General features: G+C 69.9%; 27 protein-coding genes, 1 pseudogene and 1 riboswitch. Of the genes and pseudogenes, 12 read left to right on the forward strand and 16 right to left on the reverse strand.

From position 1 onward, the window contains the following. Positions 1-26: 26 nt before the first annotated feature. From OG395_RS25775 to OG395_RS25795, 5 genes are all read right to left on the reverse strand, one after another. Positions 27-713, reverse strand: coding sequence for a response regulator transcription factor (locus OG395_RS25775; protein WP_327245051.1), 687 nt, complete (start codon positions 711-713; stop codon positions 27-29). A 4-nt stretch (positions 714-717) separates the two neighbouring features. Next, entirely contained in the window at positions 718-966 is a 249-nt protein-coding gene (locus OG395_RS25780; protein ID WP_327245052.1) for a hypothetical protein, read from the reverse strand. After that, a complete protein-coding gene (locus OG395_RS25785) occupies positions 963-1,808 on the reverse strand; it encodes a COG4705 family protein (protein WP_442818602.1) in 846 nt (281 codons plus the stop codon). Before OG395_RS25785 ends, OG395_RS25780 begins: the two co-directional genes overlap by 4 nt. 188 nt (positions 1,809-1,996) lie before the next feature. Then, positions 1,997-2,230 carry a hypothetical protein gene (locus OG395_RS25790; protein WP_327245053.1) on the reverse strand — a complete coding sequence of 78 codons (234 nt, stop codon included), beginning with the start codon at positions 2,228-2,230 and terminating at the stop codon, positions 1,997-1,999. After that, on the reverse strand, positions 2,227-2,472 hold the full coding sequence (locus tag OG395_RS25795) for a hypothetical protein (RefSeq protein ID WP_327245054.1): 246 nt from the start codon (positions 2,470-2,472) through the stop codon (positions 2,227-2,229). The genes OG395_RS25790 and OG395_RS25795 overlap by 4 nt, the downstream gene beginning before the upstream one ends. Before the next feature lie 113 nt (positions 2,473-2,585). Between OG395_RS25795 and OG395_RS25800 the strand changes: the two genes are divergently transcribed. The 3 genes from OG395_RS25800 (at position 2,586) to OG395_RS25810 (ending at position 4,733) form a co-directional block, all read left to right on the forward strand. Next, a complete protein-coding gene (locus OG395_RS25800; RefSeq protein WP_327245055.1) occupies positions 2,586-3,428 on the forward strand; it encodes a helix-turn-helix domain-containing protein in 843 nt (280 codons plus the stop codon). Further along, positions 3,409-3,618 carry a DUF397 domain-containing protein gene (locus OG395_RS25805; protein ID WP_327245056.1) on the forward strand — a complete coding sequence of 70 codons (210 nt, stop codon included), beginning with the start codon at positions 3,409-3,411 and terminating at the stop codon, positions 3,616-3,618. The genes OG395_RS25800 and OG395_RS25805 overlap by 20 nt, the downstream gene beginning before the upstream one ends. 215 nt (positions 3,619-3,833) lie before the next feature. Continuing rightward, positions 3,834-4,733, forward strand: coding sequence for a hypothetical protein (locus OG395_RS25810; protein WP_327245057.1), 900 nt, complete (start codon positions 3,834-3,836; stop codon positions 4,731-4,733). A gap of 211 nt (positions 4,734-4,944) precedes the next feature. On the opposite strand, the gene OG395_RS25815 is transcribed toward OG395_RS25810, so the two are convergent. The 5 genes from OG395_RS25815 to thrC form a co-directional block, all read right to left on the reverse strand. Then, positions 4,945-6,219, reverse strand: coding sequence for an LAETG motif-containing sortase-dependent surface protein (locus tag OG395_RS25815; RefSeq protein ID WP_327245058.1), 1,275 nt, complete (start codon positions 6,217-6,219; stop codon positions 4,945-4,947). Between the two features lie 635 nt (positions 6,220-6,854). Further along, on the reverse strand, positions 6,855-8,477 hold the full coding sequence (gene groL / locus OG395_RS25820; protein WP_266983046.1) for a chaperonin GroEL: 1,623 nt from the start codon (positions 8,475-8,477) through the stop codon (positions 6,855-6,857). 341 nt (positions 8,478-8,818) lie between these two features. Continuing rightward, entirely contained in the window at positions 8,819-9,025 is a 207-nt protein-coding gene (locus OG395_RS25825; protein ID WP_003967346.1) for a cold-shock protein, read from the reverse strand. Between the two features lie 431 nt (positions 9,026-9,456). Continuing rightward, complete coding sequence (locus tag OG395_RS25830; protein WP_327245059.1) at positions 9,457-9,735, reverse strand: MoaD/ThiS family protein; 279 nt, start codon at positions 9,733-9,735, stop codon at positions 9,457-9,459. A 33-nt stretch (positions 9,736-9,768) separates the two neighbouring features. Next, positions 9,769-11,070: a threonine synthase gene (thrC, locus tag OG395_RS25835; protein ID WP_327245060.1), complete on the reverse strand. Its 1,302-nt coding sequence runs from the start codon at positions 11,068-11,070 to the stop codon at positions 9,769-9,771. Between the two features lie 17 nt (positions 11,071-11,087). Next, positions 11,088-11,214, reverse strand: a riboswitch (SAM riboswitch). Between the two features lie 152 nt (positions 11,215-11,366). Between thrC and OG395_RS25840 the strand changes: the two genes are divergently transcribed. Beyond that, a complete protein-coding gene (locus OG395_RS25840; protein WP_327245061.1) occupies positions 11,367-12,317 on the forward strand; it encodes a glucosyl-3-phosphoglycerate synthase in 951 nt (316 codons plus the stop codon). Between the two features lie 44 nt (positions 12,318-12,361). Then, on the forward strand, positions 12,362-13,756 hold the full coding sequence (locus tag OG395_RS25845) for an alpha,alpha-trehalose-phosphate synthase (UDP-forming) (RefSeq protein ID WP_327245062.1): 1,395 nt from the start codon (positions 12,362-12,364) through the stop codon (positions 13,754-13,756). Between the two features lie 9 nt (positions 13,757-13,765). Here the strand turns inward: OG395_RS25845 and otsB are convergent, their stop codons facing one another. The 3 genes from otsB to OG395_RS25860 form a co-directional block, all read right to left on the reverse strand. Next, complete coding sequence (gene otsB / locus OG395_RS25850) at positions 13,766-14,641, reverse strand: trehalose-phosphatase (RefSeq protein ID WP_327245063.1); 876 nt, start codon at positions 14,639-14,641, stop codon at positions 13,766-13,768. Between the two features lie 151 nt (positions 14,642-14,792). Further along, positions 14,793-15,086 (reverse strand): DUF3263 domain-containing protein, encoded by a 294-nt coding sequence (locus OG395_RS25855; protein ID WP_037692825.1) that lies wholly within the window; start codon positions 15,084-15,086, stop codon positions 14,793-14,795. A gap of 32 nt (positions 15,087-15,118) precedes the next feature. Further along, on the reverse strand, positions 15,119-15,295 hold the full coding sequence (locus tag OG395_RS25860; RefSeq protein WP_327245064.1) for a hypothetical protein: 177 nt from the start codon (positions 15,293-15,295) through the stop codon (positions 15,119-15,121). A gap of 85 nt (positions 15,296-15,380) precedes the next feature. Between OG395_RS25860 and OG395_RS25865 the strand changes: the two are divergent. From OG395_RS25865 to OG395_RS25885, 5 genes and pseudogenes are all read left to right on the forward strand, one after another. Beyond that, positions 15,381-15,500: pseudogene (locus OG395_RS25865) on the forward strand (sugar isomerase); the annotation flags it as partial. Between the two features lie 133 nt (positions 15,501-15,633). Beyond that, positions 15,634-16,566, forward strand: coding sequence for an ROK family protein (locus OG395_RS25870; RefSeq protein ID WP_327245065.1), 933 nt, complete (start codon positions 15,634-15,636; stop codon positions 16,564-16,566). Further along, on the forward strand, positions 16,566-17,720 hold the full coding sequence (nagA, locus tag OG395_RS25875) for an N-acetylglucosamine-6-phosphate deacetylase (protein ID WP_327245066.1): 1,155 nt from the start codon (positions 16,566-16,568) through the stop codon (positions 17,718-17,720). Before OG395_RS25870 ends, nagA begins: the two co-directional genes overlap by 1 nt. 168 nt (positions 17,721-17,888) lie before the next feature. Continuing rightward, complete coding sequence (locus tag OG395_RS25880; protein ID WP_327249461.1) at positions 17,889-18,815, forward strand: 1-phosphofructokinase family hexose kinase; 927 nt, start codon at positions 17,889-17,891, stop codon at positions 18,813-18,815. Positions 18,816-18,904: 89 nt separating this feature from the next. Next, positions 18,905-19,753, forward strand: coding sequence for a class II fructose-bisphosphate aldolase (locus OG395_RS25885; protein WP_327245067.1), 849 nt, complete (start codon positions 18,905-18,907; stop codon positions 19,751-19,753). 70 nt (positions 19,754-19,823) lie between these two features. Here the strand turns inward: OG395_RS25885 and OG395_RS25890 are convergent, their stop codons facing one another. Both OG395_RS25890 and cdgB read right to left on the reverse strand, forming a co-directional pair. Continuing rightward, entirely contained in the window at positions 19,824-20,804 is a 981-nt protein-coding gene (locus tag OG395_RS25890) for a carbohydrate-binding protein (RefSeq protein WP_327245068.1), read from the reverse strand. A 163-nt stretch (positions 20,805-20,967) separates the two neighbouring features. Next, a complete protein-coding gene (cdgB, locus tag OG395_RS25895; protein WP_327245069.1) occupies positions 20,968-22,632 on the reverse strand; it encodes a diguanylate cyclase CdgB in 1,665 nt (554 codons plus the stop codon). Between the two features lie 394 nt (positions 22,633-23,026). Here cdgB and OG395_RS25900 point away from each other — a divergent pair, with 394 nt between their 5' ends. Then, positions 23,027-23,533 (forward strand): flavin reductase family protein, encoded by a 507-nt coding sequence (locus OG395_RS25900; RefSeq protein WP_266983069.1) that lies wholly within the window; start codon positions 23,027-23,029, stop codon positions 23,531-23,533. An 82-nt stretch (positions 23,534-23,615) separates the two neighbouring features. On the opposite strand, the gene arfB is transcribed toward OG395_RS25900, so the two are convergent. After that, positions 23,616-24,041 (reverse strand): alternative ribosome rescue aminoacyl-tRNA hydrolase ArfB, encoded by a 426-nt coding sequence (gene arfB / locus OG395_RS25905; RefSeq protein WP_266983071.1) that lies wholly within the window; start codon positions 24,039-24,041, stop codon positions 23,616-23,618. Positions 24,042-24,232: 191 nt separating this feature from the next. Between arfB and OG395_RS25910 the strand changes: the two genes are divergently transcribed. After that, complete coding sequence (locus OG395_RS25910) at positions 24,233-24,808, forward strand: TerD family protein (protein WP_327245070.1); 576 nt, start codon at positions 24,233-24,235, stop codon at positions 24,806-24,808. Positions 24,809-25,060: the final 252 nt, after the last annotated feature.

Consider the following 25,060-nt stretch of genomic DNA (forward strand, 5'->3'; position numbering starts at 1 on the left):
CGCCCTTTCTCATGACCGGACTACGGTCACGGCCCGGTGGGGTCCTCCAGCCGGTACCCGAACTGCCGCAGCGTCGTGATGCGCACCTGGTCACCGAGCTTGCGACGGAGGGCGGCCACATGGACGTCCAGGGTCTTGGTGGGGCCGAACCAGTTCTCGTCCCACACGTCGCTCATCAGATCCTCCCGGCTCACCGCCTGCCCCGGGCGGACCGCGAGCCGCACCAGCAGGTCGAATTCGCGGGGCCTGAGTTCCACCTCGCCGGCCGGGGCGGTGCAGCGCCGCGCCGACCGGTCGATCACCAGTGCCCCGACACGGAGATGAGGTGCACTGCCGTTCGTCTGGGGCGCCGCGCGCCGCAGATGGGCGGTGACCCGTGCCTGGAGTTCGGCGAGCCGGAACGGCTTGGTCAGGTAGTCGTCGGCGCCACACGCCAGCGCCTGGATGACATCCATCTCCCCCGTACGGGCGGTCAGCACGACCAGCACCGCGTCCGGCGCCCGCTCACGGAGTCTGCGGCAGAGGTCGAAACCGTCGATGTCCGGCAGCCCCAGATCGACGAGAAAGAGATCGGCGGCGGGCCGCCGCTCCGTGACGGCGAGGGCGCTCGCCCCGTCGGGGCACCACTGGCTGTCGTGGCCCAGCACCCGGAGGGTGGCGACCAGCCGGCTGCCGATCGCCGGGTCGTCCTCGATGACTACGATGCGCGCCACCCCGTCACGCTACCGCGACCGGGCGGCGCCGGTCCGTCCGCACATACTGCTCCGCCGTGACCACGCCCCGATGGTGTCGCGCGCCACCTGAACAGAACCTGAATGCGCTGGGGTGCCAGGTGCGGGCGAGGTCACGGTGTACGTCGGCGACGACGGCGCGGGGCTCGGTCTGGCCCTGGCCCGCCGACTGGTCAGGGCCGCGGGCGGCGACATCGCGCTGGACGCCGCGGCCCGGCGCATGCTTCGTCGTCACCCTTCCCGCGGGCTGACTCCCCGTGCGCCGGCCGTCTCGACGGCACCGTCCTGCGCCACATCGCGCCGGGTCCGGGTCAGGAAGACGACCAGGCCGAGGATGACGACGAGGAACAGGATGCTGGTGCCGACCGTGCCCAGCCCCAGCCCGCCGTCCGCCGTGGGCTGCGACAGGTAGTCGCCCAGCGAGGCGCCGAGCGGCCTGGTCAGGACGTACGCGATCCAGAACGACCACACCGCGTTGAAGTCCAGCGTGCGGTGCGCGAGCGCCACGGCCGCGATCAGCGCGGCGAACACGACCGCGGAGAGCCAGTACCCCAGGTTCAGCTTCTCCGCCGTGAGGTCGCCGGCGGACGTGCCCAGCGCGAACGTGAACAGGATCGCCAGCCAGTAGAACGCCTCACGGCGCGTCGTCCGGATCGAGTGGATGGACAGCGTCCGCTCGCTCGCGTACCAGACGAAGAACGTGACGGCGAGCGCCACCGCGAACACCACGGTCGTGGTCTGGAGCGGAACCCCGAGGTTGTCGGTCAGGTTGTCGCTGATCAGCGTGCCGACGACGCTGATCAGGACCACGGTCAGCCAGTACAGGCCCGGCACATACCGACGCGCCCGGAACTGGAAGAACAGGGTCACGACCAGCAGCGCACTCATCAGGTACGAGGTGTTGGTCAGCCCCATGCCCAGATTGGCGTTGAGCAGGTCGGCCGCGGTCTCGCCCACGGTGGTGCACAGCACCTTGATCACCCAGAAGTAGAGGGTCACTTCCGGGACCTTGTTCAGCATCTGCCGCGCCCGGGAGCGCTTGCCCGACGTATACGTGTCAATCGTGTCGGTTGTCATGGAACTGCACGCTGGCAGGGCCTCCCTGAAATTTTCCTGACCGCCCACGGCACCCGACCTGCCACCACTTGCGCCTTCATGTAGTCATTGCATGACATTGCGCGACGGGCGGCCGTGATCACCACGGCCTCCCGCACACTCGCCCTTCCGCACATCCGCCGCCATGTCAGACCTGCCCAGCGACACCCTCACGGCAGCCGCCCCTCCCGGTTGACCTCCCTGACCCGGGCCCGCAGCACCTCCCCGGGCGGCGCCGGCCGCACGGACTCCGGCGGGCAATCCCACTCCGCCCCACCGCCCGGCGGCCGCAGCTGTACGTACGGCCCGACGCGCCCCATCACGCGCCCTACCCGCCCGTCGCGGGAATCCACCGCGAACGACCCGAGTTCCGGCGTACACGGCTCAAGCCCCTCACCCGTCATGCCCGGTCTCCCTGTTGCCCGTCCAGGCCCAGCACAGCACTCAGCCGCAGCGCCGTATCGATGGTGCACCGCCCGAGGTCCACCAACGGCGCGGGCTCGTTCCCCGCGCACGACACCGGGTCGATCCGCAACGACGGCAGCGTCAGCCCCACACCCTTCAGCCCTTGTCTCAGCGTCTCCACCGCGTCCTCCGCCTCCCGCACTCTTCCGGCGGCAACCCGTCGTCGCTCCGTAGTGGTCATCCTGCACACCTTCCACGCTCGGTAATCGCGATGCCTACCCAGCGTGTCCGACGCTCGACTAACCTGGAAGCGGCGCAGGTCCAACAACCGCAGGTGTGTCACAGGGAGTTGCCATGCCGGGCCCCAAGAAACTCGACCCGTCCTCCTCACCACGGGCCCTCCTCGGCGCCGAACTCCGCCACCGGAGGGACAGCGCCGGCCTCTCCCAGGAAGAACTCGGCCTCCCGCTCTTCGTCAGCGGCTCGTTCATCGGCCAACTGGAGTCCGGTACGCGCCGGATGCAGGTGGACCAGGCCCAGAAGTTCGACGAGATCCTGACGACGGACGGCTTCTTCGTACGGAACTGCGTCGCCCTGAAGAATTCGAAGTACCCGGACCACTTCGCAGAGGCGGCGGAGGCCGAGGCCGTCGCGAGGACCATCAAGGAGTACGCGCCGCAGCTGATCCCTGGGCTGTTGCAGACGGAGCCGTACGCACGGGCGGTGTTCCGCGCATACCAGCCGACGGCACCGGAGAACGTGATCGACGACCTGGTCGCAGCGAGGCTGGAACGGGCGCTCCTTCTGACCGATCCAACAACGCCCATGGTTTGGGTGGTTCTCGACGAGGCGACGTTACGTCGGGAGGCGGGCGGACCGGCAGTGATGGCAGAGGCGCTCAACCACGTCCTGAAGCTGGCACGCGTACACCGGATCATCGTGCAGGTACTCCCGTTCAACGCGGGCGCACACATGGCCATGCAAGGTCCGCTCAAACTGATGTCCTTCGAGGACGCGCCCCCGCTCGTCTACCTTCAGGGCCTGGGCACAGGGAAGTTGCAGGACGATCCCGCAACCGTCAGGCACTACGAACTGACCTACGATCTGGTAGTGGCCAGCGCATTGTCACCGGAAGCGTCCCTGGTCCTGATCGAGTCAGTGGCGGAGGATTACGCCCATGAAGCTCAGCAGTTCTGACTACGACCTGTCCGCGGCCATCTGGCACAAGTCCTCGTACAGCGGCGGAGACGGCGGGGACTGCCTGGAGGTCGCCGACGGCCACCCCGGAGTCGTCCCCGTCCGCGACTCCAAGGTCCCGGACGGCCCGGCGCTCGTCTTCCGTACGGCGGCGTGGTCGTCCTTCGTCGCGGATCTCAAGCGCATCTGAGGCCCGGGGCTCAAGCCCCGTACTCCGAGCGCTCTTTTCGAGGAAGGGGTGGAGGGCTTCAACCCACCCACCCTCCCCAGCAGGCACGTTCACTTTTCGTGACTGGCTTGCCACGCACGGTGCGAACGCTCTAGCGTTCCGAATAACGAACGACCCCTGCCGGTGCGGGAACACCGAACAGGGGTCTGACCAACGAGATCGAAGAAGGCGATCCAATGGCTGACAGCCAGCTTAGTGCTGCCCCGCGCGCACCGCACGTACCCCCTCATGTCCCGTACACGCCGTCCCACCCGATGGCCAACCCGGGCTACGGCAAGCGGTCCGCGTCCGGCCAACGACCCCGTACCGCACGCGACTTCGCGCACCTTCCGCCGCGTGAGGCCGCCGTCGCCGCCTATGTCGACCGGCTGCCGGACGGCGCCGACATCTCCGTGAAGACGCTGGCCAAGGTGTTGCCGTACGGGCAGTGCGCACTGCGGAGCGCGCTGAACAACCTCCAGCGGGCCGGGCATCTGCGCCGGGGCAGCGAGCACGTCATCGGCTCGGGCAGCGCACGCTGGGTGACGCGTACGTTCTTCTCCCGCACGTCTCGCGACGACGACTGGTGGGCCGCGTTCACCAGGGGCGACGTACCCCCGGAGCAGCGGCGGCCGACCCGCTCCCGGGCATTCGTCCTGCTGGCCGCACTCGGCCGCACCGCACCCGCGCTGAGCCTGTCATCGACGGACTGCGCGGCGCTGGAGCCGTACGTCACGGCGTGGTTCGACCGGGGCGCCACCGAAGTACAGCTGCTGCACGCACTGACCGACGGGTTGCCGGTTCCGGTGCATCACGCGGCGGCTCTGGTCCGCAGTCGCCTGACCACCAAGATGCCACCCGAACGGGTCGCTCCGCCCACCCCATCCGCCGCGCTGCGGGTCCTGGAGTGCGCGAAATGCGGCACGCCGGGCCGGGCGGAGACGCTGCCCGGCGGCGAGTGCGGGCCATGCCGGGGTGAGCAGGCCTCCGTGCCGGCGAGCAGCCGCGGGATCCCGGCCGACGGGATCCGCGACCGGATGGCCCAGGTGCGAGCCGCGATGGTCCCCCGCCCCGAGAGGCAGGGTGCAATCACGTGACGCTGCTGCCGCGACTCCCGCGCCGGTCTGGACCGCCTGCTCCGAGCCCTGCTGCCGCACTCCGAACTCCGGGCCCGTAGGCGTCGGTCCGCAGGTGGCTGCGCGCCGGGACGGCCGTGTCACCGCAGCGGGCCCGACACCGCTCGGTGTCGGGCCCGTTGGGCGGTCAGCGCGTGGGCCGGGGTGCCGGGTCGGCACCCCGCCTCGTGCGTCAGGCGTGGGAGCCGGCCTTGCGACGGCGTGCGACGAACACCGCGCCGGCGCCGATCGCCAGGGCCGCGCCGCTTGCGAGGGCGAGCTGCGACGTCGCGGAGGACGAGCCCGTGGAGGCGAGGCTGCCGCTCACGGGACTGGCCGACGCTCCGCTCTGCGGCTTGAGGTCCGAGGTCTTCGGCTCGGTCGTGCTGGGCTTGGCGTCGTCGACCTTGCCGGGCTTGCTGCCCGCGGCGGCGATCAGGAACTCGTAGCCCTCGAGGTCCGGGTTCCCGCCGCAGGTGCCGTTGTCGTTGAAGTAGTCACCGGCGACGAAGGTGATGCCGTTGCCCGCGGGTGCCGAGGCGTCGATCGTGAGGCGCATCTTGACGTCGGCGTGGGCGCCTGCCTTCAGCGGGCTGATGGCGTCCATGTAGTGCTCGTTGTCGACGGTCTTCCACGTCGAGGACGAGGCGGACGACCACTGCAGGTGCACCAGGTCGTCGATGTCCTTGAGGCCGCTCTTGTCGGTCGCGTGGACGTAGGCGAACGGAAGTACCTCGTCCATCGTCTTGTCGGTGCCGTTGGTCACCCGGAGATTGAAGTTGACCTTCGTACCGGCGACGACTTTGGACGGCAGACCGGTGACGACCGTGGTGAGCTTGGCCTCGGGGACGCAGTCCTCGCCATCCTCACCCGCCTCCTTCTTCGCCTTGGCCAGCGCCTCGTCGGCGGCGGTCTTGTCAGCGAGCGCCGCCTCGGTGGCCTTCTGCGCCTGGTCCAGCTTCCGGGCTGCGGCGACCCGCTCGTCGTCACGCGCGTCCAGGGCCTCCACGACCTTGGCATCGGCGGCGGCCTTGGCATCGGTGGCGGCTACGGCGGCGGCTTCCGCCTCGGTGAGAGTCGTCGCCGCCGCGGTCTTCTCCTCCTCGGTGGCCGTCTCCGGGAGGGCGTCGACCGCCGCCTTGGCGTCGACGACCGCCTGGTCGGCTTCGGTCTTCGCGGTGGCGGCGTCGGCCGCCGCGGTCTCGGCGGCCTTGGCCGCAACGGCCAGCGGAGAGGTGTCGGACAGGACCGCTTCCAGAGCAGCGTAGGCGGCACTCTCGGCCGCTACGGCGTCGTCGTACGCCGCCTGCGCTGCTTCGGCGGCCTTTTCCAACTCCGCGATGGACGGCTTCTCCTGCGTCTGCGCTGTCGGCTTGTCGTCGGCGAACGCGGGGGTGACCGACAGCAGGAGGGCAGGCGTGGTCACTGCGGCGGCAACAGCTGTGGCAAGAATCCGGCGAATCTTCACAAGAGCCCTTCGGGGTCCGAAAAGAGAAGAAGGGTCGCAGCGGAATGGGGCACGCAGATGCGACTTGAGGCGATGGTATGACCGGGGCAACGGTCGACCGTCACGAGTTTTTCACCCATTCCGGCCAACACCACGACACCCCGACAGACAGAAAAGACGAAAGGGTGCAGTTGCTTTCACTACGTGCACTTTCGCTGTGAGGAATGCCACATGATCCGGGACGCCTCGTTCTGCGCTTCTCCGGCGGCACCCCACCCGGCAAGCGCCTGCACCTTCGCATACGCGGCCCTGCCGCCGCCACAACGCTCACAACCTGGAAGACCGGCAGGAGAGTTGTGGCGTTTCCGTCGAGGAACTCAACAGGGAGGCGGGGCGCGTCCCGTCCCACCGCCTGGAACGCGCCCCGACTTCACGGCCTCATGAGACCGGCCGCCGAATCAGCTGGTGAAGATGAAGTACTTCCAGGCGCCGTGCGTCGTCGGGGGTCCGACGGCCGTCCGCCTGACGGACCGTCGGCCCACTTCCCTGAGAGGGTGTTCACGCCGCGGGACCGCACCCGGTCCGGACACGACGTCGGCCCCCGGGACCAGTTGGTCCCGGGGGCCGACGTGCAGGCACTTACCGATCCGTCAGGATCAGAAGTCCATGTCACCGCCCGGCATGCCGCCCGGAGCGGCCGCAGAGGCCTTCTCCGGCTTGTCGGCGATGACGGCCTCGGTGGTCAGGAACAGCGCGGCGATCGACGCGGCATTCTGCAGAGCGGAGCGCGTGACCTTCGCCGGGTCGAGAATGCCCTCGGCGATCATGTCGACGTACTCGCCGGTCGCAGCGTTCAGGCCGTGACCGATCGGCAGGTTGCGCACCTTCTCGACGACGACGCCACCCTCGAGACCACCGTTGACGGCGATCTGCTTGAGCGGGGCCTCCAGCGCCAGCTTGACGGCGTTGGCGCCGGTCGCCTCGTCACCCGAGAGCTCCAGCTTCTCGAAGACGGCGGAAGCCTGCAGCAGCGCGACGCCACCACCGGCGACAATGCCCTCCTCGACGGCGGCCTTCGCGTTGCGAACGGCGTCCTCGATGCGGTGCTTGCGCTCCTTGAGCTCGACCTCGGTGGCGGCACCGGCCTTGATGACGGCCACGCCGCCGGCCAGCTTCGCCAGGCGCTCCTGGAGCTTCTCGCGGTCGTAGTCCGAGTCGGAGTTCTCGATCTCGGCACGGATCTGGTTGACGCGACCCTGAACCTGGTCGGTGTCACCGGCGCCGTCGACGATCGTCGTCTCGTCCTTGGTGATGACGACCTTGCGGGCACGGCCCAGCAGGTCCAGGCCGGCGTTCTCGAGCTTGAGACCGACCTCCTCGGAGATGACGGTGCCACCGGTGAGGATGGCGATGTCGCCGAGCATGGCCTTGCGGCGGTCACCGAAGCCCGGGGCCTTGACGGCCACGGACTTGAAGGTGCCACGGATCTTGTTGACGACCAGGGTCGACAGAGCCTCGCCCTCGACGTCCTCGGCGATGATCAGCAGCGGCTTGCCGGACTGCATGACCTTCTCCAGCAGCGGAAGGAGGTCCTTCACGTTGCTGACCTTGGAGTTGACGATCAGGATGTACGGGTCGTCCAGGGACGACTCCATGCGCTCCATGTCGGTGGCGAAGTACGCCGAGATGTAGCCCTTGTCGAAGCGCATACCCTCGGTGAGCTCCAGCTCCAGACCGAAGGTCTGGGACTCCTCGACGGTGATGACGCCTTCCTTGCCGACCTTGTCCATCGCCTCGGCGATGAGCTCGCCGATCTGGGTGTCGGCGGCGGAGATGGAGGCCGTCGAAGCGATCTGCTCCTTGGTCTCCACGTCCTTGGCCTGCTCCAGCAGAGCGGCGGAGACGGCCTCGACGGCCTTCTCGATGCCCCGCTTGAGGGCCATCGGGTTGGCACCCGCGGCAACGTTGCGCAGGCCCTCACGGACGAGCGCCTGGGCGAGAACGGTGGCGGTGGTCGTACCGTCGCCGGCGACGTCGTCCGTCTTCTTGGCGACTTCCTTGACCAGCTCGGCGCCGATCTTCTCGTACGGGTCCTCGAGCTCGATCTCCTTGGCGATGGAAACACCATCGTTGGTGATCGTGGGCGCGCCCCACTTCTTCTCGAGGACGACGTTGCGGCCCTTGGGGCCAAGGGTGACCTTGACGGCGTCGGCGAGCTGGTTCATCCCGCGCTCGAGACCGCGCCGTGCCTCCTCGTCGAACGCGATGATCTTGGCCATGTGAAGTGGTCCTCCCGGACAGGGGTGGATTTCTCCGGACCGAGTGGCGCCCGCGACGGACGGCCTGCGTGCCCGGTGGTTCCTTGCCCCACCAAGCCTGCGGGCCTCACCGGCCCGGTCCAAGTTCTGTCACTCTCACCTGGAGAGTGCTAACGCCAATGATTAGCACTCGACCCCCACGAGTGCAAGCGCCCTCGACGGTTGTGGACAACCCGGAAGCCGGGCGACGGCGCGCGGGGGGCCGGGTGGCGCGACGGGCGGGGGCACGCACGAAGGGCCCGTCCCCCGGTGGGTACGGACCCTTCGTGCGTGAGTGGTGTCGTTGGCCGACCGCGCCGAGCTCAGCCGACGGCGAGCTTGACCATGTCCGCCTGCGGCCCCTTCTGGCCCTGCGAGATTTCGAATTCAACTCGCTGACCCTCTTCGAGGGTGCGGTACCCGTCCATCTGGATCGCGCTGTAGTGGACGAAAACATCCGCACCACCGTCGACCGCGATGAAGCCGTACCCCTTCTCCGCGTTGAACCACTTGACGGTGCCCTGAGCCATGGCTAACTCCCCTATTACTGGCCCTTGCACAGGACCGCACTTCGCGGACCCGGGTCAGAACTCACCCTCCGACAGGAGAGGGTGTGCGCCGGAACGCGTCGACCGCGGCCGAATGTATCTGCCCAACTGCCCTCTGCAACAGGTCAATCGGACGAGAATTCTGGGCAGCGCCGAACGCCCGAATGTGAGGAGTTCATGCGATTCCAGGGCAAGTCGGGCCGGACAAAGGCCACTTACGGCGCAAGGAGTTGGAACACTTTGGCTGCATCTTGTCGTGGGCGGGCGCATTCTCATATGCGGTCGGCACGGGCAGCGGAGGGGACTTCCCAACTCTACCGCGCTCAACCATGCAGAATTGCCCCCTCCGCTTAGCTCGCAGAGGGGGCAATTCCGGTAACGCTGCGAAGTCGGCCGCAGGGGCCGACTACAGGTCAGCAGCCGCCCGCGACCGCCGGGATGATGGAGATGCCCGCGCCGTCCGGGGTGGCCGTCTCCAGGCCGCCTTCGAAGCGCACGTCGTCGTCGTTGACGTACACGTTCACGAAGCGGCGGAGCTTGCCCTGGTCGTCCAGGACACGCGCGGCGATGCCCGGGTGGTTCTGTTCCAGCGACTCGATGACCTGGGAGAGGGTCGAGCCCTCGGCCGGGACCTCGGCCTCGCCGCCCGTGTAGGTGCGCAGGATGGTGGGGATACGGACCTTGACGCTCATGCGGGTGCCTTCCTTACGTCTCGGGTGGTCGGGTCAGCCGTTGGCGAGGCCGGCGTCGCGGAACGCGTCCAGGCTGGGCCGGATGGTCGCGGTCGGACCGGTCGTCGGGGCGACCGCGTCCAGAGTCTTCAGACCGTCACCGGTGTTCAGGACGACCGTGGTGAGCGTCGGGTCCAGCAGACCCGCCTCGATCAGCTTCCTCGTCACGCCGACCGTCACCCCGCCCGCCGTCTCGGCGAAGATGCCCTCGGTGCGGGCCAGCAGCTTGATCGCGTCGACGATCTGTTCGTCGTTGACGTCCTCGACCGCGCCGCCGGTGCGGCGGGCGATGTCCAGGACGTACGGACCGTCGGCCGGATTGCCGATCGCCAGGGACTTGGCGATCGTGTTCGGCTTCTGCGGGCGCACGACGTCGTGACCGGCCTTGAAGGCCGTGGAGACCGGGGAGCAGCCCTCGGCCTGGGCGCCGAAGATCTTGTACGGCTTGTCCTCGACGAGACCGAGCTTGATCAGCTCCTGAAGACCCTTGTCGATCTTCGTGAGCTGCGAGCCGGACGCGATCGGGATGACGAGCTGGTCGGGCAGCTGCCAGCCGAGCTGTTCGCAGATCTCGTACGCGAGCGTCTTGGAGCCCTCGCCGTAGTACGGGCGCAGGTTGACGTTGACGAAGCCCCATCCCTCACCGAGCGGGTCGCCGATGAGCTCCGAGCAGAAGCGGTTGACGTCGTCGTAGTTGCCCTCGATGCCGACCAGCTCACCGCCGTACACCGCGGCCATGACGACCTTGCCCTGCTCCAGGTCGTGCGGGATGAACACGCAGGACCGGAAGCCGGCCCGGGCGGCGGCCGCGCCCACCGCACCGGCGAGGTTGCCGGTGGAGGAGCAGGAGAGGGTGGTGAAACCGAAGGCGCGGGCGGCCTCGACGGCGATGGCGACGACGCGGTCCTTGAAGGAGTGCGTCGGGTTGCCGGAGTCGTCCTTGACGTACAGACCGCCGGTGACGCCCAGCTCACGGGCGAGGTTGTCGGCCTTGACCAGCTTGGTGAAGCCGGGGTTGATGTTGGGCTTGTCCGCGACATCGGCGGGGACGGGCAGCAGCGGCGCGTAGCGCCAGATGTTGTTCGGTCCGGCCTCGATGCGCTTCTTCAGCTCGTCCGGGGAGCCGCTCGGCAGGTCGTATGCCACTTCGAGCGGCCCGAAACAGGACGCGCAGGCGAAAAGGGGACCGAGTTCGAAACGCTCTCCGCACTCGCGGCAGGAGAGTGCCGCTGCGGGGCCGAGGTCGACGGCGTCGGTGGAAGAATCGGTGCTTACTGCAACAGTCTGCGCAGCCATGATGGCGAGGCCCTTTCTCCTCATCTTCCTCGCGGCGCATTTCGCCACGAGACGGAATTGGCACCTTCCCCACCTGACCTCGCGGTCGGCGGGAGGGTTGCCGGGACTTCAACGGGCCGTTCCCTCAGTCCCTCTGGATGAGCGCTATGGCACTGGATCATCGACCCAGGCATTTATTGGCGGAGGACCCCGACATGCGACGGTCATCCGCGTTGTTCAAGACTGTAACCGAAGCATCGGACGGTTGAGATAGTCGTCCGAACCGCGAGATGGATCACATACAGGGAGTATCGACCGTGCTGGAAGAGGTCGAAAGCTGGCTGGCCAGGCGTTCCTGGTCGGCAGCCGACCGCCCGCTGGACCGGCTCGTCGCTGCCAAGGGCCGGGACCCGCGGCGCGGGAGCGTGAGCGTGGTGCTGCCCGCCCTGAACGAGGAGGCGACGGTCGGCGCCATCGTCGAGACGATCCGGGTCGAACTGATGGAGGAAGTGCCGCTGGTCGACGAGCTGCTGGTGATCGACTCCGGCTCAACGGACGGCACGGCGGAAGTCGCCCGGAAGGCGGGCGCCCGAGTGGTGCACCGCGACGCGATACTCGCGCGCATACCCACGCTCCCCGGCAAGGGCGAGGTCCTGTGGCGCTCGCTCCTGGTCACCAGCGGTGACATCGTCTGCTTCATAGACGCCGACCTGAGGGACTTCTCCGCGGACTTCGTCTCCGGCATCGTCGGCCCGCTGCTCACCGACCCCGGGGTGCAGTTCGTCAAGGCGATGTACGACCGCCCCCTGGGCGACACCGCGGGTCAGGGCGGCCGCGTCACGGAACTGGTGGCCCGCCCGCTGCTCAACCTGCACTGGCCACAGCTGGCCGGCTTCGTCCAGCCGCTCGGCGGCGAGTACGCGGTGCGGCGCTCGCTGCTGGAGCGGCTGCCGTTCCCCGTCGGCTACGGAGTGGAACTCGGCTTGCTGGTGGACGCCCTGCACACCGTCGGGCTGGACGCGCTGGCACAGGTCGACGTGGGGGTACGCAGACACCGCCACCAGGACGGCCAGGCGCTGGGACGGATGGCCGCGGCGATCTATCGCACCGCTCAACTCCGGCTGTCCCGAGGTCACTTGGTACGTCCGGCCCTGACCCAGTTCGAGCGGGGCGAGGACGGCTTCGTACCGCGCACCCATCCGGTGGACACGGAGGAGCGGCCCCCGATGTGCGAGATCACGGAGTACGTTTCGCGCCGCGCGGCCTGACTTCGCACGTTTGGGTGGTTCGCGATCGGGCTAGATTCCGCAACATGGTCTCCGAGCACGCGGTCACGTCGGCTGCCCAGGTACTCGTCGCGTCCAACCGCGGCCCCGTCTCGTACGCGCTGCGCGCGGACGGTTCGATCGGCGCCAGACGGGGCGGCGGCGGGCTCGTCTCCGGCCTGAGCGCGGTCGAGGACAAGCTGTGGGTCTGCGCGGCGCTCGGCGACGGGGACAGGGCAGCGGTCCGGCACGGGATCGCCGAGCCGGGCGTACGGATGCTCGACATCGACGCCGACGTCCACGCCGACGCGTACAACGGCATCGCGAACTCGGTGCTCTGGTTCGTCCACCACATGCTGTACCAGACACCGCTGGATCCGGTCTTCGACGCGGAGTTCCGCCGGCAGTGGGCGTCATTCGAGACGTACAACCTGGCCTTCGCGCAGGCGCTCGCCGAGGAGGCGGGCGAGGGCGCCGCGGTGCTGGTGCAGGACTACCACCTGGCGCTGGTCCCGGGCATGCTCCGCGAGCTGCGGCCCGACCTGCGGATCGGCCACTTCTCGCACACCCCGTGGGCGCCGGTCGACTACTTCCGGCTGCTGCCCGACGACATCGCGGAGCAGCTGCTGCGCGGCATGCTCGGCGCGGACCGGGCGGGCTTCCTGACCCGGCGGTGGGCGGACGCGTTCATCGGCTGCTGCACGGAGATCCTGGGCGGCACGGGCCGGACGAGGATCGGCGTGCACGGTCTGGGCGCGGACGCGGACTTCCTGCGCCGCCGCGCGCACGAGGCGGACGTGGACGAGCGGATGGCAGTGCTGCGGGAGCAGGTGGGCGGCACCGGCCGGAAGACGATCGTGCGGGTGGACCGTACGGAGCTGTCCAAGAACATCGTGCGCGGGCTGCTGGCGTACCGGGAGCTGCTGAACACCCGCCCGCAGTGGCGCGAGCGGGTGGTGCATGTGGCGTTCGCGTACCCGTCGCGGCAGGACCTGACGGTGTACCGGGAGTACACGGCCGAGGTGCAGCGACTGGCGGACGACATCAACTCGGCGTACGGGACACCCGATTGGACCCCGGTCCTGCTCCATGTGAATGACGACTTCGCACGCTCGCTGGGGGCGTACCGGCTGGCGGACGTGGCGCTCGTCAACCCGATCCGCGACGGCATGAACCTCGTCGCCAAGGAGGTCCCGGTGGTCTCCGACGCGGGCTGCGCGCTGGTGCTGTCGCGGGAGGCGGGGGCGTACGAGGAGCTGGGCGCCGACGCGATCGTGGTGAACCCCTATGACGTGTCCGCGACGGCGGCTGCCCTGCACGAGGCGCTGACGATGCCGGACGGGGAACGGGCGGAGCGCTCGAAGCGGCTGGCCGCTGCGGCGACGGCGCTGCCGCCGCAGCAGTGGTTCCTGGAACAGCTGGACGCGCTGCGGCAGGGGTGACGTCGCCCGTCACACCTCGGTGGGGCCCGACCGGAGACGGTGCGCCAAGGCCGAGAGAAACTCCACGACGGCTCCCGGTCCCGGCAGCAACAGGTCGGCGCGTTCAGCCAGTTCGGGCACTTCGGCGCTGCCGCTGCAGACCAGCAGGCCCGGGATGCCGTCGGGGCCCTCGGCGCGGAGCTTCTCCACGGCCGCGTAGGCCGCGAGGTCACCCAGGTCGTCGCCGGCGAAGAGAACGGACTCGGCGTCCGTCTCCCGGACGAACTCCATGAGCGCCACACCCTTGTCCATGCCGGGCGGTCGCAGCTCCAGGACGAGACGGCCCGGTTCGACGATCAGCCCGTGCAGGGCGGCGAGCGCACCGAGCGGGCCGCGCAGCGCGTCGAACGCGGCTTGCGGGTCGGCGGCCCGGCGGGTGTGGACCGCGAGCGCCCGGCCCTTCTCCTCGATCCAGGTACCGCGCCAGGAGGCGAACCGTTCGAGCAGGCCGGGGAGTTCGGCGCGGACTGCGGCGACGCCCGGGTGCGGGGCGGGAGCGTGGACGGCGCCGGAGACGGCGTCCCAGCGTTCGGCGCCGTAGTGGCCGAGAACGACGAGGTGGTCAAGGCCCGGGACTCCGGCGAAGCCGCCGTGCCGGACCGCGACGTCGGCCGGGCGACCGGTGATCACGGCGACGGAGGCGACCTTCGGAGCGAGCGCGGCCAGGGCCGGGACGGTGCCGGGGTGGGCGCGGGCCTGTTCCGGGTCCGGGACGATCTCGGCGAGGGTGCCGTCGAAATCGAGCGCGACGACGGCGCGCTCGGGGCGGGCGAGGAGAGCGGCGAGGCCTTCGCGGCCGGCCGGGGTGGTGGGGGTCGGCAGGGACTGTTCCGGAGTGCTGCCCATGGATCGAGGGTATCGGGGGTGGTGCGGTGCGGCTACGGCCCGCGCCCGCGCCCTGCCTGTTCCCCTGCCCGCCCTTCCCGGAACCGGTGGCTCCGCACCGGGGCACCCGCTCCTCCGTCGCCGGGGCTGGATGTGCGGCGACGCCGCAACATCACCGCCGCCCCCGTCGAGCCTCTCGGATCCGTCGCAGCCGGTTCACCGTCACCGGGTCCTCCTCCAGTGCCCGCCGGTCGTCCAGGAGCGCGTTCAGCAGCTGGTAGTAGCGCGTCGGCGAGATGCCCAGGCCCTCCCGGATCTCCCGCTCCTTCGCCCCCGGGCCGGGCCACGAGCGCCGTTCCACGGCCAGGACCGCACGTTCCCGGTCGGAGAGCCCGGTGCCAGGGTGGTCGGCGGGGCTGTCGGCAGGGGGCTCCGCTTCGGCGGAGCCGTCGTCGGGGGCGGTCATATGAGCCAACATATCGCCCGCCCCCGGACCCGCTACCCGGCCACCCGCTCCTCCGCACCCTCCGCCTTCGACCCCTCCGCCGAATTCGAACCGAGCACGGCGGCCATCTCGTTGAGAGTCTGTGTCCGACCCGCGGTGGGCCGCATGCGGAACGTGTACGCACGGATCATCCAGCCCGCGAGCACGAAGCCATGCACCTCGTCCGGCATGTGTGCGCAGGTGCGATTCCCCACCCCTCACTCGATCGAGCGACCCACCACACCCGCGCCGACACGCTGTGAAGATCAGGCAGTGGCCGACCCGATGGCGGATCCGATCCGGGCGCAGCGCCTCGCGGTCGAGATCGCGGAGTCGAAGGGGTGCGACCCGGACCACCCCCGCAATCTGTCGCGCAGCGTGATCCTGGCTCCCTGAGCTCGACAGAAGGCCCGGTCAAAGGCGTGCTCCGGGGCGCACTCCGGGGCTTTGCCACACTTTTGTATGGATCCTCAACAAACAGCGATAGTGGACTAGACCTATCGGGGGTCCTCGGGCGAAACTGTCTCCCGTGAAACACGTCATCGCCCTCGATGTGGGCGGCACCGGAATGAAGGCCGCACTGGTCGGGGCCGACGGCACTCTGCTGTACGAGGCCCGGCGCGCAACCGGCAGGGAGCGCGGACCCGACGCCGTCGTGGAGTCGATCCTCGCCTTTGCCGCGGAACTGCGCGCCCACGGGGAGAAACACTTCGGCGAGAGCGCCGTCGCGGCCGGTGTCGCCGTGCCCGGCATCGTCGACCCGGAGAACGGGATCGCGGTCTACGCCTCGAACCTGGGCTGGCGCGACGTCCCCCTGCGCACCCTGCTCGGCGCACGGCTCGGCGGCGTACCCGTCGCGCTCGGCCACGACGTCAGGACAGGCGGCCTCGCCGAAGGCAGGATCGGCGCGGGCAGGGGCGCCGACCGCTTCCTGTTCGTCCCGCTCGGCACCGGCATCGCCGGAGCCATCGGTATCGCGGGCACCATCGAGGCGGGCGCGCACGGGTACGCGGGCGAGATCGGGCACATCGTGGTCCGACCGGACGGGCCGGACTGCGGGTGCGGACAGCGCGGCTGTCTGGAGACCCTCGCGTCCGCCTCCGCCGTCAGCCGCGCCTGGGCCGCCGCGTCGGGGGACCCGGAGGCCGACGCCGCGGACTGCGCGAAGGCCGTCGAATCGGGCGATCCCGCGGCCGTACGGGTATGGCAGGACGCGGTCGACGCGCTCGCCGCCGGGCTGGTCACCGCGCTGACCCTGCTGGACCCCCGCACGCTCATCATCGGTGGCGGTCTCGCCGAGGCAGCGGAAACCTTGTTCGTACCACTCCGTGCGGCCGTCGAGGAACGTGTCACGTTCCAGAAGCTGCCCGACATCGTCCCGGCGGCCCTCGGGGACACCGCCGGATGCCTGGGTGCAGGGCTGCTCGCCTGGGATCTTCTCTCCACGGAGGTATCCGCCTGATGGCCGGACCCGCAGACAGCACGGTTCTCGCCGGGGCCCGGGTGGTTCTTCCCACCGGCACCGTCGAGAACGGCCGGGTGATCGTCGAGGGAACTCGGATCGCCGGGAGTCCGGCGGAGGGTGCTCGGACCATCGATCTGACCGGCCACTGGGTCGTCCCCGGCTTCGTCGACATGCACAACCACGGCGGCGGCGGCGCGTCCTTCACCTCCGGCACCGTGGACGAGGTCCTCACCGGCATCCGCACCCACCGCGAGCACGGCACCACCACCCTGGTCGCCTCCACCGTCACCGGAGAGATGGACTTCCTCGCCGAGCGGGCCGGCATCCTCTCCGAGCTGGTCGAGCAGGGCGACCTGGCCGGGATCCACTTCGAGGGCCCGTTCATCTCGCCGTGCCGCAAGGGCGCGCACAGCGAGAAGCTGCTGCGCCACCCGGACCCGGCCGAGGTCCGCAAGCTGATGGACGCGGCGCGCGGCACCGCGAAGATGTTCACGCTCGCCACCGAGCTGCCGGGCGGCATCGAGTCGGTGCGGCTGCTCGCCGAGCACGGCGTGATCGCCGCGATCGGGCACACCGACGCGACGTACGAGCAGACCGTCGAGGCGATCGACGCGGGCGCCACCGTCGCCACCCACCTGTTCAACGCGATGTCGCCGCTCGCCCACCGCGAGCCCGGTCCGATCGCCGCCCTCCTGGAGGACGAGCGGATCACCGTCGAGCTGATCAACGACGGTACGCATCTGCACCCGGCCGCCCTGGAGCTGGCGTACCACCACGCGGGCGCCGCCCGCGTCGCGCTGATCACGGACGCGATGGACGCGGCCGGGTTCGGCGACGGCCAGTACCAGCTGGGCCCGCTCGCCGTCGAGGTCAAGGACGGCGTCGCCCGGCTCGTCGAGGGCAACTCGATCGCGGGTTCCACACTCACCCTGGACACCGCGTTCCGCCGGGCCGTCACGCTCGACCGGATCCCGGTCGGGGACGTCGTGCAGTCCATCTCCGCCAACCCGGCACGGCTGCTCGGCGTGTACGACAGGGTCGGCTCGCTCGACCGGGGCAAGGACGCGGACCTGGTCGTCCTGGACGCGGACTTCGCGCTCAAGGGCGTCATGCGCAAGGGCGAATGGGTTATTGAGCCCGAACTCGGGTGATTTCAGCCATTCTTGACAGTGGGCCGAATACGTAACGAAGAGACAGCGGTTGGCCCGGAGGTCTGGGCCGACCGCTTGCTCTTTGGCATGATCGCTTGCGTAAACAGCAGGGAAAGCGCGTTCTGGCAAGGGATCCGCGCTCCGGCACGGATCGAAGGGGTGACCGAGGTGATCCTCACGGTCACGCTGAACACGGCACTCGACCTGACGTACGGCGTACCGGCGCTGGTCCCGCACACCAGCCACCGCGTCGGTGACATCTCCGAACGCCCCGGCGGCAAAGGGCTCAACGTCGCCCGGGTGCTCTCCGCACTCGGCCACGAAACCGTGGTCACCGGCTTCGCCGGAGGCGCCACCGGAGCCGTGCTCCGCGAGCTCCTGGCGGACCTCCCGCCGCGCGACGCACTCGTCCCCGTCGCCGGGAACACCCGCCGCACCATCGCCGTCGTCGATGCGTCCACCGGCGACACCACCCAGCTCAACGAACCCGGCCCACTCGTCAGCGCCGACGAGTGGGCCGCTTTTCTCGCCACGTACGAGAAGCTCCTCGCCGACGCGGACGCGGTCGCACTCTGCGGCAGCCTGCCGCCCGGCATCCACGTCGGCGCCTACGCCGAACTGGTCCGCATCGCCCGCGCCGCCGAGGTCCCCGTTCTCCTCGACACCAGCGGCGAACCGCTGCGCCGGGGCATAGCCGCCCGCCCCGACCTGATCAAGCCGAACGCCGACGAGCTCGCCCAGCTCACCGGCTCCCGCGACCCGCTGCGCGCCACCCGTGACGCCCGCCGCCGGGGCGCGCACGGCGTGATCGCCTCCCTCGGCGCGGACGGCATGCTCGCCGTCACCCCCGAGGGGGCCTGGCGGGCGGCGCCGCCGGACCGGGTCGCGGGCAACCCCACCGGAGCGGGCGACTCCGCGGTGGCCGGGCTGCTGTCCGGTCTCGTCGAGGGGCTGAGCTGGCCGGACCGGCTGCGCAGGGCGGTGGCACTGTCGACGGCGACGGTACTGGCACCGGCGGCCGGGGAGTTCGACCGGGCGGCGTACGAGGAGCTGTTGCCGCGCGTCGGCATCGAGGAACAAGCACCGACGGTCTGAGTGGCGCGGAACCAGCCCGCGTCGCGCGCCCGGCACCGTCCCGGACCACCCAGCACCATCCCGCACCACACGAAGTCCCAGGGGGCAGCATGCCGCTCGTCAGCACCGGTGAACTCGTCTCGGCCGCCCAGGCCGACGGACGCTCAGTCGCCGCCTTCAACGTCATCACGCTGGAGCACGCGGAGGCCATCGCCGCAGGCGCGGAACGCGCCGGGGCGCCCGCCATCCTGCAGATCTCCGAGAACGCCGTGAAGTTCCACGGCGGCCGGCTCTCGGCCATCGCCGCCGCGGCCGCCGCCGTCGCCCGCGCCTCCCACGCACCGCTCGCGCTCCACCTCGACCACGTCGAGTCCGTGGAGCTGCTGCACCAGGCGCACGACGAGGGCTTCGGCTCGGTGATGTTCGACGCCTCGAAGCTGGCCTACGAGGAAAACGTGCGGGCCACGGCCGACGCGGTCGCCTGGGGCCACGAGCGCGGGATCTGGATCGAGGCGGAGCTCGGCAAGGTCGGCGGCAAGGAGGGCGAGGCCCCGCTCGACGCCCACGCCCCCGGCGTCCGGACCGACCCGGCCGAGGCCGCCGCCTACGTCGCGGCGACCGGCGTCGACGCGTTGGCCGTCGCGGTCGGCTCCTCGCACGCGATGACGGAGCGCACCGCCGCCCTCGACCACGCCCTCATCGGCCGGCTGCGCGACGCGGTCCCGGTCCCGCTGGTGCTGCACGGCTCCAGCGGCGTCCCGGACGAGGAGATCCGCCAGGCGGTCGCCTCCGGCATGCGCAAGATCAACGTGGGTACGGCGCTGAACACGGCGTTCACCGGCGCGGTGCGCGCGTACCTGGCCGACAACCCGACGGGCGTCGACCCGCGCAAGTACATCGTCCCGGGCCGCGAGGCGATGGCCACGACGGTGGCGGGGTTCCTGAGCCTGATGGGCTGACCCGCCCGGCACATACGAAAACCGGCCCCACCGCCCTCGTCGGGTGGTGGGGCCGGACCGCGTTCGGGGTTCAGCGCGTCTGGTGCCCGGCCTTCAGCGACAGCTGGTCCAGGTTGGCGTCGCACTGGTCGCCCTCGTTGCACGAGATCATCAGCGTGTTCGAGCCCTTGTTGAGGTTGACCCAGGCGAAGGTGGTCGTCCAGCCCTTCGACAGGTCGCCCTCCGCGGCATGCGCGAAGTTCTTCATGTTGATGGACCGCGGACTCTCGGAGTTGACGGTGAGCGACGTCTTGGCGTCCTTGCCCGGCACGCCGTACGTCACGTAGAGCGTGTACTCGCCGGCCTCCGGTACCTCGACCGACCAGGTCGCGGACCTGCCGACCTCGTTCAGATTGATGTACTGGCCGTTCGCGCTCTTCGCGCCCTCGACCGAGTTGTCGAGCGTGGCCGTGCCGCCGAGCTTCAGCGTCGCGGCGTCCTGCTTCGGCAGCTCCGCCGGGGCATCGGAGGACGTTTCGGACTGCTTCGGCTTCGGGGACTCCTCGACCTGACCGGCGGGACCGGACGAGGTGGCAGCCTCGTCCTTCTTGTTGCTGTCCTTGCCGTCGTTCGTGATCATCGCGACGCCGATGCCGACGAGCACGACCGCGACGACCGCGATCGCACCGATCAGCAGGCCCTTGGTGTTCGGACCGCCGCTGCCGGGACCGCCGCTGCGGCCATGGCCGCCCTGCACCGGGACGTGCGCGGTGGGCCCGCCGCCGGGATACGTCTCGGGGGCGGCGTACTGGGCGTTCGGCGCGCCGTACTGGGCCTGCTGCTGCCCGCCGTACGGCTGCTGCTGCGGCACCGGCTGCCCGTACTGGCGCTCGCCGACCGTCCGCACCTGGTTGTACGAGGTTCTGGGCACGCCGGGCTGCGAGACGGGACCCGGATAGCCGTAGCCGCCCTGCCGTGGCGACTGGGCGCCGGACGCCTGTCCGTCCTCGTACAGGTAGCCGAACGGATCGTCGTCCTCGGGTGTGCTTGCGCCGTTGTTCCCGGCCGTCATCCCTGGGTCACTCCTCACCATGTCGCCAGCCGTCGCCGAATATCGCCAGCCGTCGCCGACCGGCCGAGCCTACCTCGAACGGAGCACACCAAGAATTGCCGTCGGTCTTCGGGGTGCCTTACCGGGACCTGGGCGGGGTACGGGAACGGACCGTCCGTGAACGTCAGCCGGCCCTGCGGTGAACCTTCGACCGGGACCGCTTCTCCACATACATCCGCTGGTCGGCGGAGCGCAGCACCTCTTCGGCGGTCATGCCGCAGGCGGCCCAGCCGATCCCGAAGCTCGCCCCGACGCGCACCGCACGGCCATCCACCCGAATGGGGGGAATGATGGCGTTACGCAACCGTACGGCCAGGTCCGCGGCGTCCGCGGCGCCGAGCCCGTCCGCGAGGACGACGAATTCGTCACCCCCGAGCCGGGCGACGGTGTCGCCGTCGCGCACACACGTGGTGAGCCGCCGGGCGACCTCGATCAGGACGGCGTCGCCGGTGTGGTGCCCGAAGCGGTCGTTGATGGACTTGAAGCCGTCGAGGTCGCAGAAGAGGACCGCGAGCCCCTTCGTTCCGTCGTCCTGCTCGCTGTCGGGCGCCACCGTGTGCACATGGTGGTCGTACGGGCCGCCGCCCGCCACCGCGTCCGCCTCGAAGCCGTCGGCCCGGAAGCCGTGCGTCCGGGCGTCCACGTCCTCGACGTCGCCGTACGCCGCGTCCAGCGCCTCCACGGCGGTGGCCGCCGTCGTCGAGTGCGGGCGCTCGCAGAGCCGGGCGCTGAGCCGGGCGCGCAGCTCCGCGCTGTTGGGCAGGCCGGTGAGCGCGTCGTGCGAGGCACGGTGCGCGAGGTGCAGCTCGTGGCGCTTGCGCTCCTCGATGTCCTCCACATGGGTGAGGAGGAAGCGGGGTCCGTCGGTGGTGTCCGCGACGACGGAATTGCGCAGCGAGACCCAGAGGTAGGTGCCGTCCCGGCGCCCGAGCCGCAGCTCGGCGCGGCCACCCTCGGCGGACGTGCGCAGCAGGGTGCCGATGTCCTCGGGGTGCACGAGGTCGGCGAAGGAGTAGCGGCGCATGACGGAGGCGGGGCGGCCGAGGAGCCGGCACAGGGCGTCGTTGGTGCGCAGCAGCCGGCCGTGCTGGTCGCCTCCCATCTCGGCGATGGCCATGCCGCTGGGTGCGTACTCGAAGGCCTGGCGGAAGGATTCCTCGCTGGCCCGCAGCGCCTGCTGCTCCCGTTCGAGCCGGACCAGGGCCCGCTGCATGTTTGCTCGGAGCCGGGCGTTGCTGATCGCAATGGCCGACTGGGACGCGTACATCTGGAGGGCCTCGCGACCCCAGGCGCCGGGGCGGCGGCCGTTGCGCGGGCGGTCGACGGATATGACGCCGAGGAGGTCCCGGCCGCCGCCGGACGCGTACATCGGGGCGTAGAGCCGGTCCTCCGGATGCCACTCGTCCTCGAAGCGGGGCTCGGGACCTTCGGTGTGCCACTGCGGTACGTCGTCGTCGAGGAGGACCCAGCCGTCGGTGTGCGGTATGAAACAGAGTTCGTCCCAGCACTCACCCATGGAGAGCCTGCGCTCCCAGGAGGCGCGCGAGCCGACGCGGCCGGTGATCAGCGCTTCGGCGGCGGAGTTGCCCGCGAACGCGGCGACGACGAGATCGCCGTCGGGGCGGACGAGGTTGACGCAGGCCAGCTCGTACCCGAGACCGGCGACGATTCCATCGGCCACGGTCTGCAGTGTGTCGGCCAGGCTCCGCGCCGTGTTGAGATCGGCGACGGCCTGATGCAGCTGCCGCATCGTCGCTAGACGAACATACGGCTCCGACTCGGCCTCCATTGCTCGCACTCCCCGAGACCTCGACAGCACTCCAGGTTTCATATCGACGTACTTGTTCGCAGTGTCAGGGCCACTGAATCACAGTGAGCTGCGCACCCGGTACACAGGGTCAACAAATATTGCCCCCTGTGACTCAAGTCACAACAGATGGTGAAGGGTACCGAGTGGTCTACGGAAGAGGTCCGTCCTTTTCTTGAACGCAAATCTGTAGGTTGCACGGCGGCGCGCCCCGTTGCATTGTGCCGTGGCGGTGTGCCCTCATGCGGCCGGAGTCCTAGGACCCGGCTGGTCCCCTGGCCCGATGCGACCGCGCGCGGGCAACGGCTAGCGTGCCCGTGTGTTGCAGACGAAACCCCCCACCCCGCGATCCGAGCCCATCCCCCATGCTGAAGGGGTGAGCAACGAGGAGTTCCGCGGCGCCCTCGCCCGGCTGGCCGCAGGCGTGGTCCTGATCACCGCCCAGGAGCCGCCGCTCGACGAGAACGGGCGCGGCGAGGACGTGGGAATGACGGCAACCGCCTTCATGTCCGTGTCACTGGACCCACCCCTGGTCCTGGTGAGCCTGCGCAATGGCTCCCGGATGGACGACCTGCTGGACGAGCAGCCGTTGTGGGCGGTCTCCGTGCTCGCGGAGAGCCAGCGGCACATCGCGGGACGGTTCTCGATGAAGGGCCGGATCAGCGATCGGCTGCTGTTCGACGACATCCCCTATGTACGGGGAGAGGTGTCCGGCGCCCCCCTGGTCGGCGGCGCCCTCGCCACTCTGGAGTGCCGCACGGAGCAGCGGGTGCTCGCGGGCGACCACACCCTGGTGATCGGGCGGGTGGTGAGCGCGGCGCTGCCGAGCGCGGACGGCGGGCCGCTGACGTACTTCCGGGGGCGCTACCGGCAGCTGAGCTGACCCGGAGTCACCGGCGCCCGCCGGTCGGAGCGGATCGAGGGTGCGGCCCACCCGCCACGGCCGGAGCGGCCGGGGCCGCCGCCTACCAGTCGCGGCCGGAGCGGCCGCGCTTCGTGTCGCCGCGCTGCTTCTTCTCGCGCAGCCGCCGCTCGTTGATCCCGCGCGGGATCCTGGTCTTGCGGCGCGGCTTCGGGGGCGGGGCGGTGGCTTCGGCCAGCAGGGCGGCGAGGCGGACGAGTGCGGTCTCGCGGTTGCGCCACTGGGAGCGGTGCTCCGACGCCCGTACGGTGACCACGCCGCCCACCAGCCGGCTCTCCAGTCGCTGGAGCGCCCGCTCCTTCCACACCTCGGGAAGCGACTCGGTCGCGGCGAGGTCGAAGCGCAGCTCCACCTGGGAGTCGCTGGTGTTGACGTGCTGACCGCCGGGCCCGGAGGACCGCGAGAAACGCCACATGAGTTCGGCCTCCGGCAGGGAGACCGAACCGCGGATGACATAGGGCCCGGACATGACACCCATGTTCCCTGGCCGAAGCCCCGTTCGTCACCTCTTTTTGCCGCACCCTGCCGTCGGCCCGGCTGGGAATTCGGTAAAGAAAGCAAAGAGACCAGGAACCTCTCGGTCCTCCGCCTGCGTTAGGACGGGTGACGGTAGCTTCGTGAAGGCATGAAGCCCGCACACGACGATGAAAGGGACTTCCCATGGCAGTAAGCCTGTCCAAGGGCGGCAACGTCTCGCTCACCAAGGAGGCCCCGGGCCTGACCGCCGTCACGGTCGGCCTCGGCTGGGACGTCCGTACCACCACCGGCACCGACTTCGACCTCGACGCCTCGGCGATCGCGGTGAACGCGGCGGGGAAGGTCGTCTCCGACGGCCACTTCGTCTTCTTCAACAACAAGTCGACGCCGGACCAGTCCATCGTCCACACCGGTGACAACGTCACGGGCCAGGGCGAGGGCGACGACGAGCAGATCAACGTCAACCTGGCGGGCCTCACTGCCGACGTCGACAAGATCGTCTTCCCGGTCTCCATCTACGACGCCGAGACACGCAGCCAGAACTTCGGCCAGGTGCGCAACGCGTTCATCCGCATCCTCAACCAGGCCGGCGGCGCCGAGATCGCCCGCTACGACCTGAGCGAGGACGCCGCCACCGAGACCGCGATGGTCTTCGGCGAGCTGTACCGCAACGGCGCGGAGTGGAAGTTCCGCGCGGTGGGCCAGGGATACGCCTCGGGTCTGCGCGGCATCGCGCAGGACTTCGGCGTCAACCTCTGACACAGAGCCCCAGGGCCTGAAGGCCCGAACAGCGAGAGCCCCCAGCCGATTGTTTTCGGCCAGGGGCTCCCGTTCGTCTGTCTGTCGTCGGCCACCCGCTAAGGCACCGACCGGCGCATGACGCATATCGGATGACGCTCCCTCACAGACGGACAAGATCCGGTCAAATCCTTGACGCGCCCCTGCCAATAGGGGCGCGTCGGTGCCACTCTCACCGCACCCCCCTCACGGAGCTCATGGATCGAGTGAAGG

This window comes from Streptomyces sp. NBC_01320 (genome assembly GCF_035974375.1).
In the GTDB taxonomy this organism is placed as follows: domain Bacteria; phylum Actinomycetota; class Actinomycetes; order Streptomycetales; family Streptomycetaceae; genus Streptomyces; species Streptomyces yanii.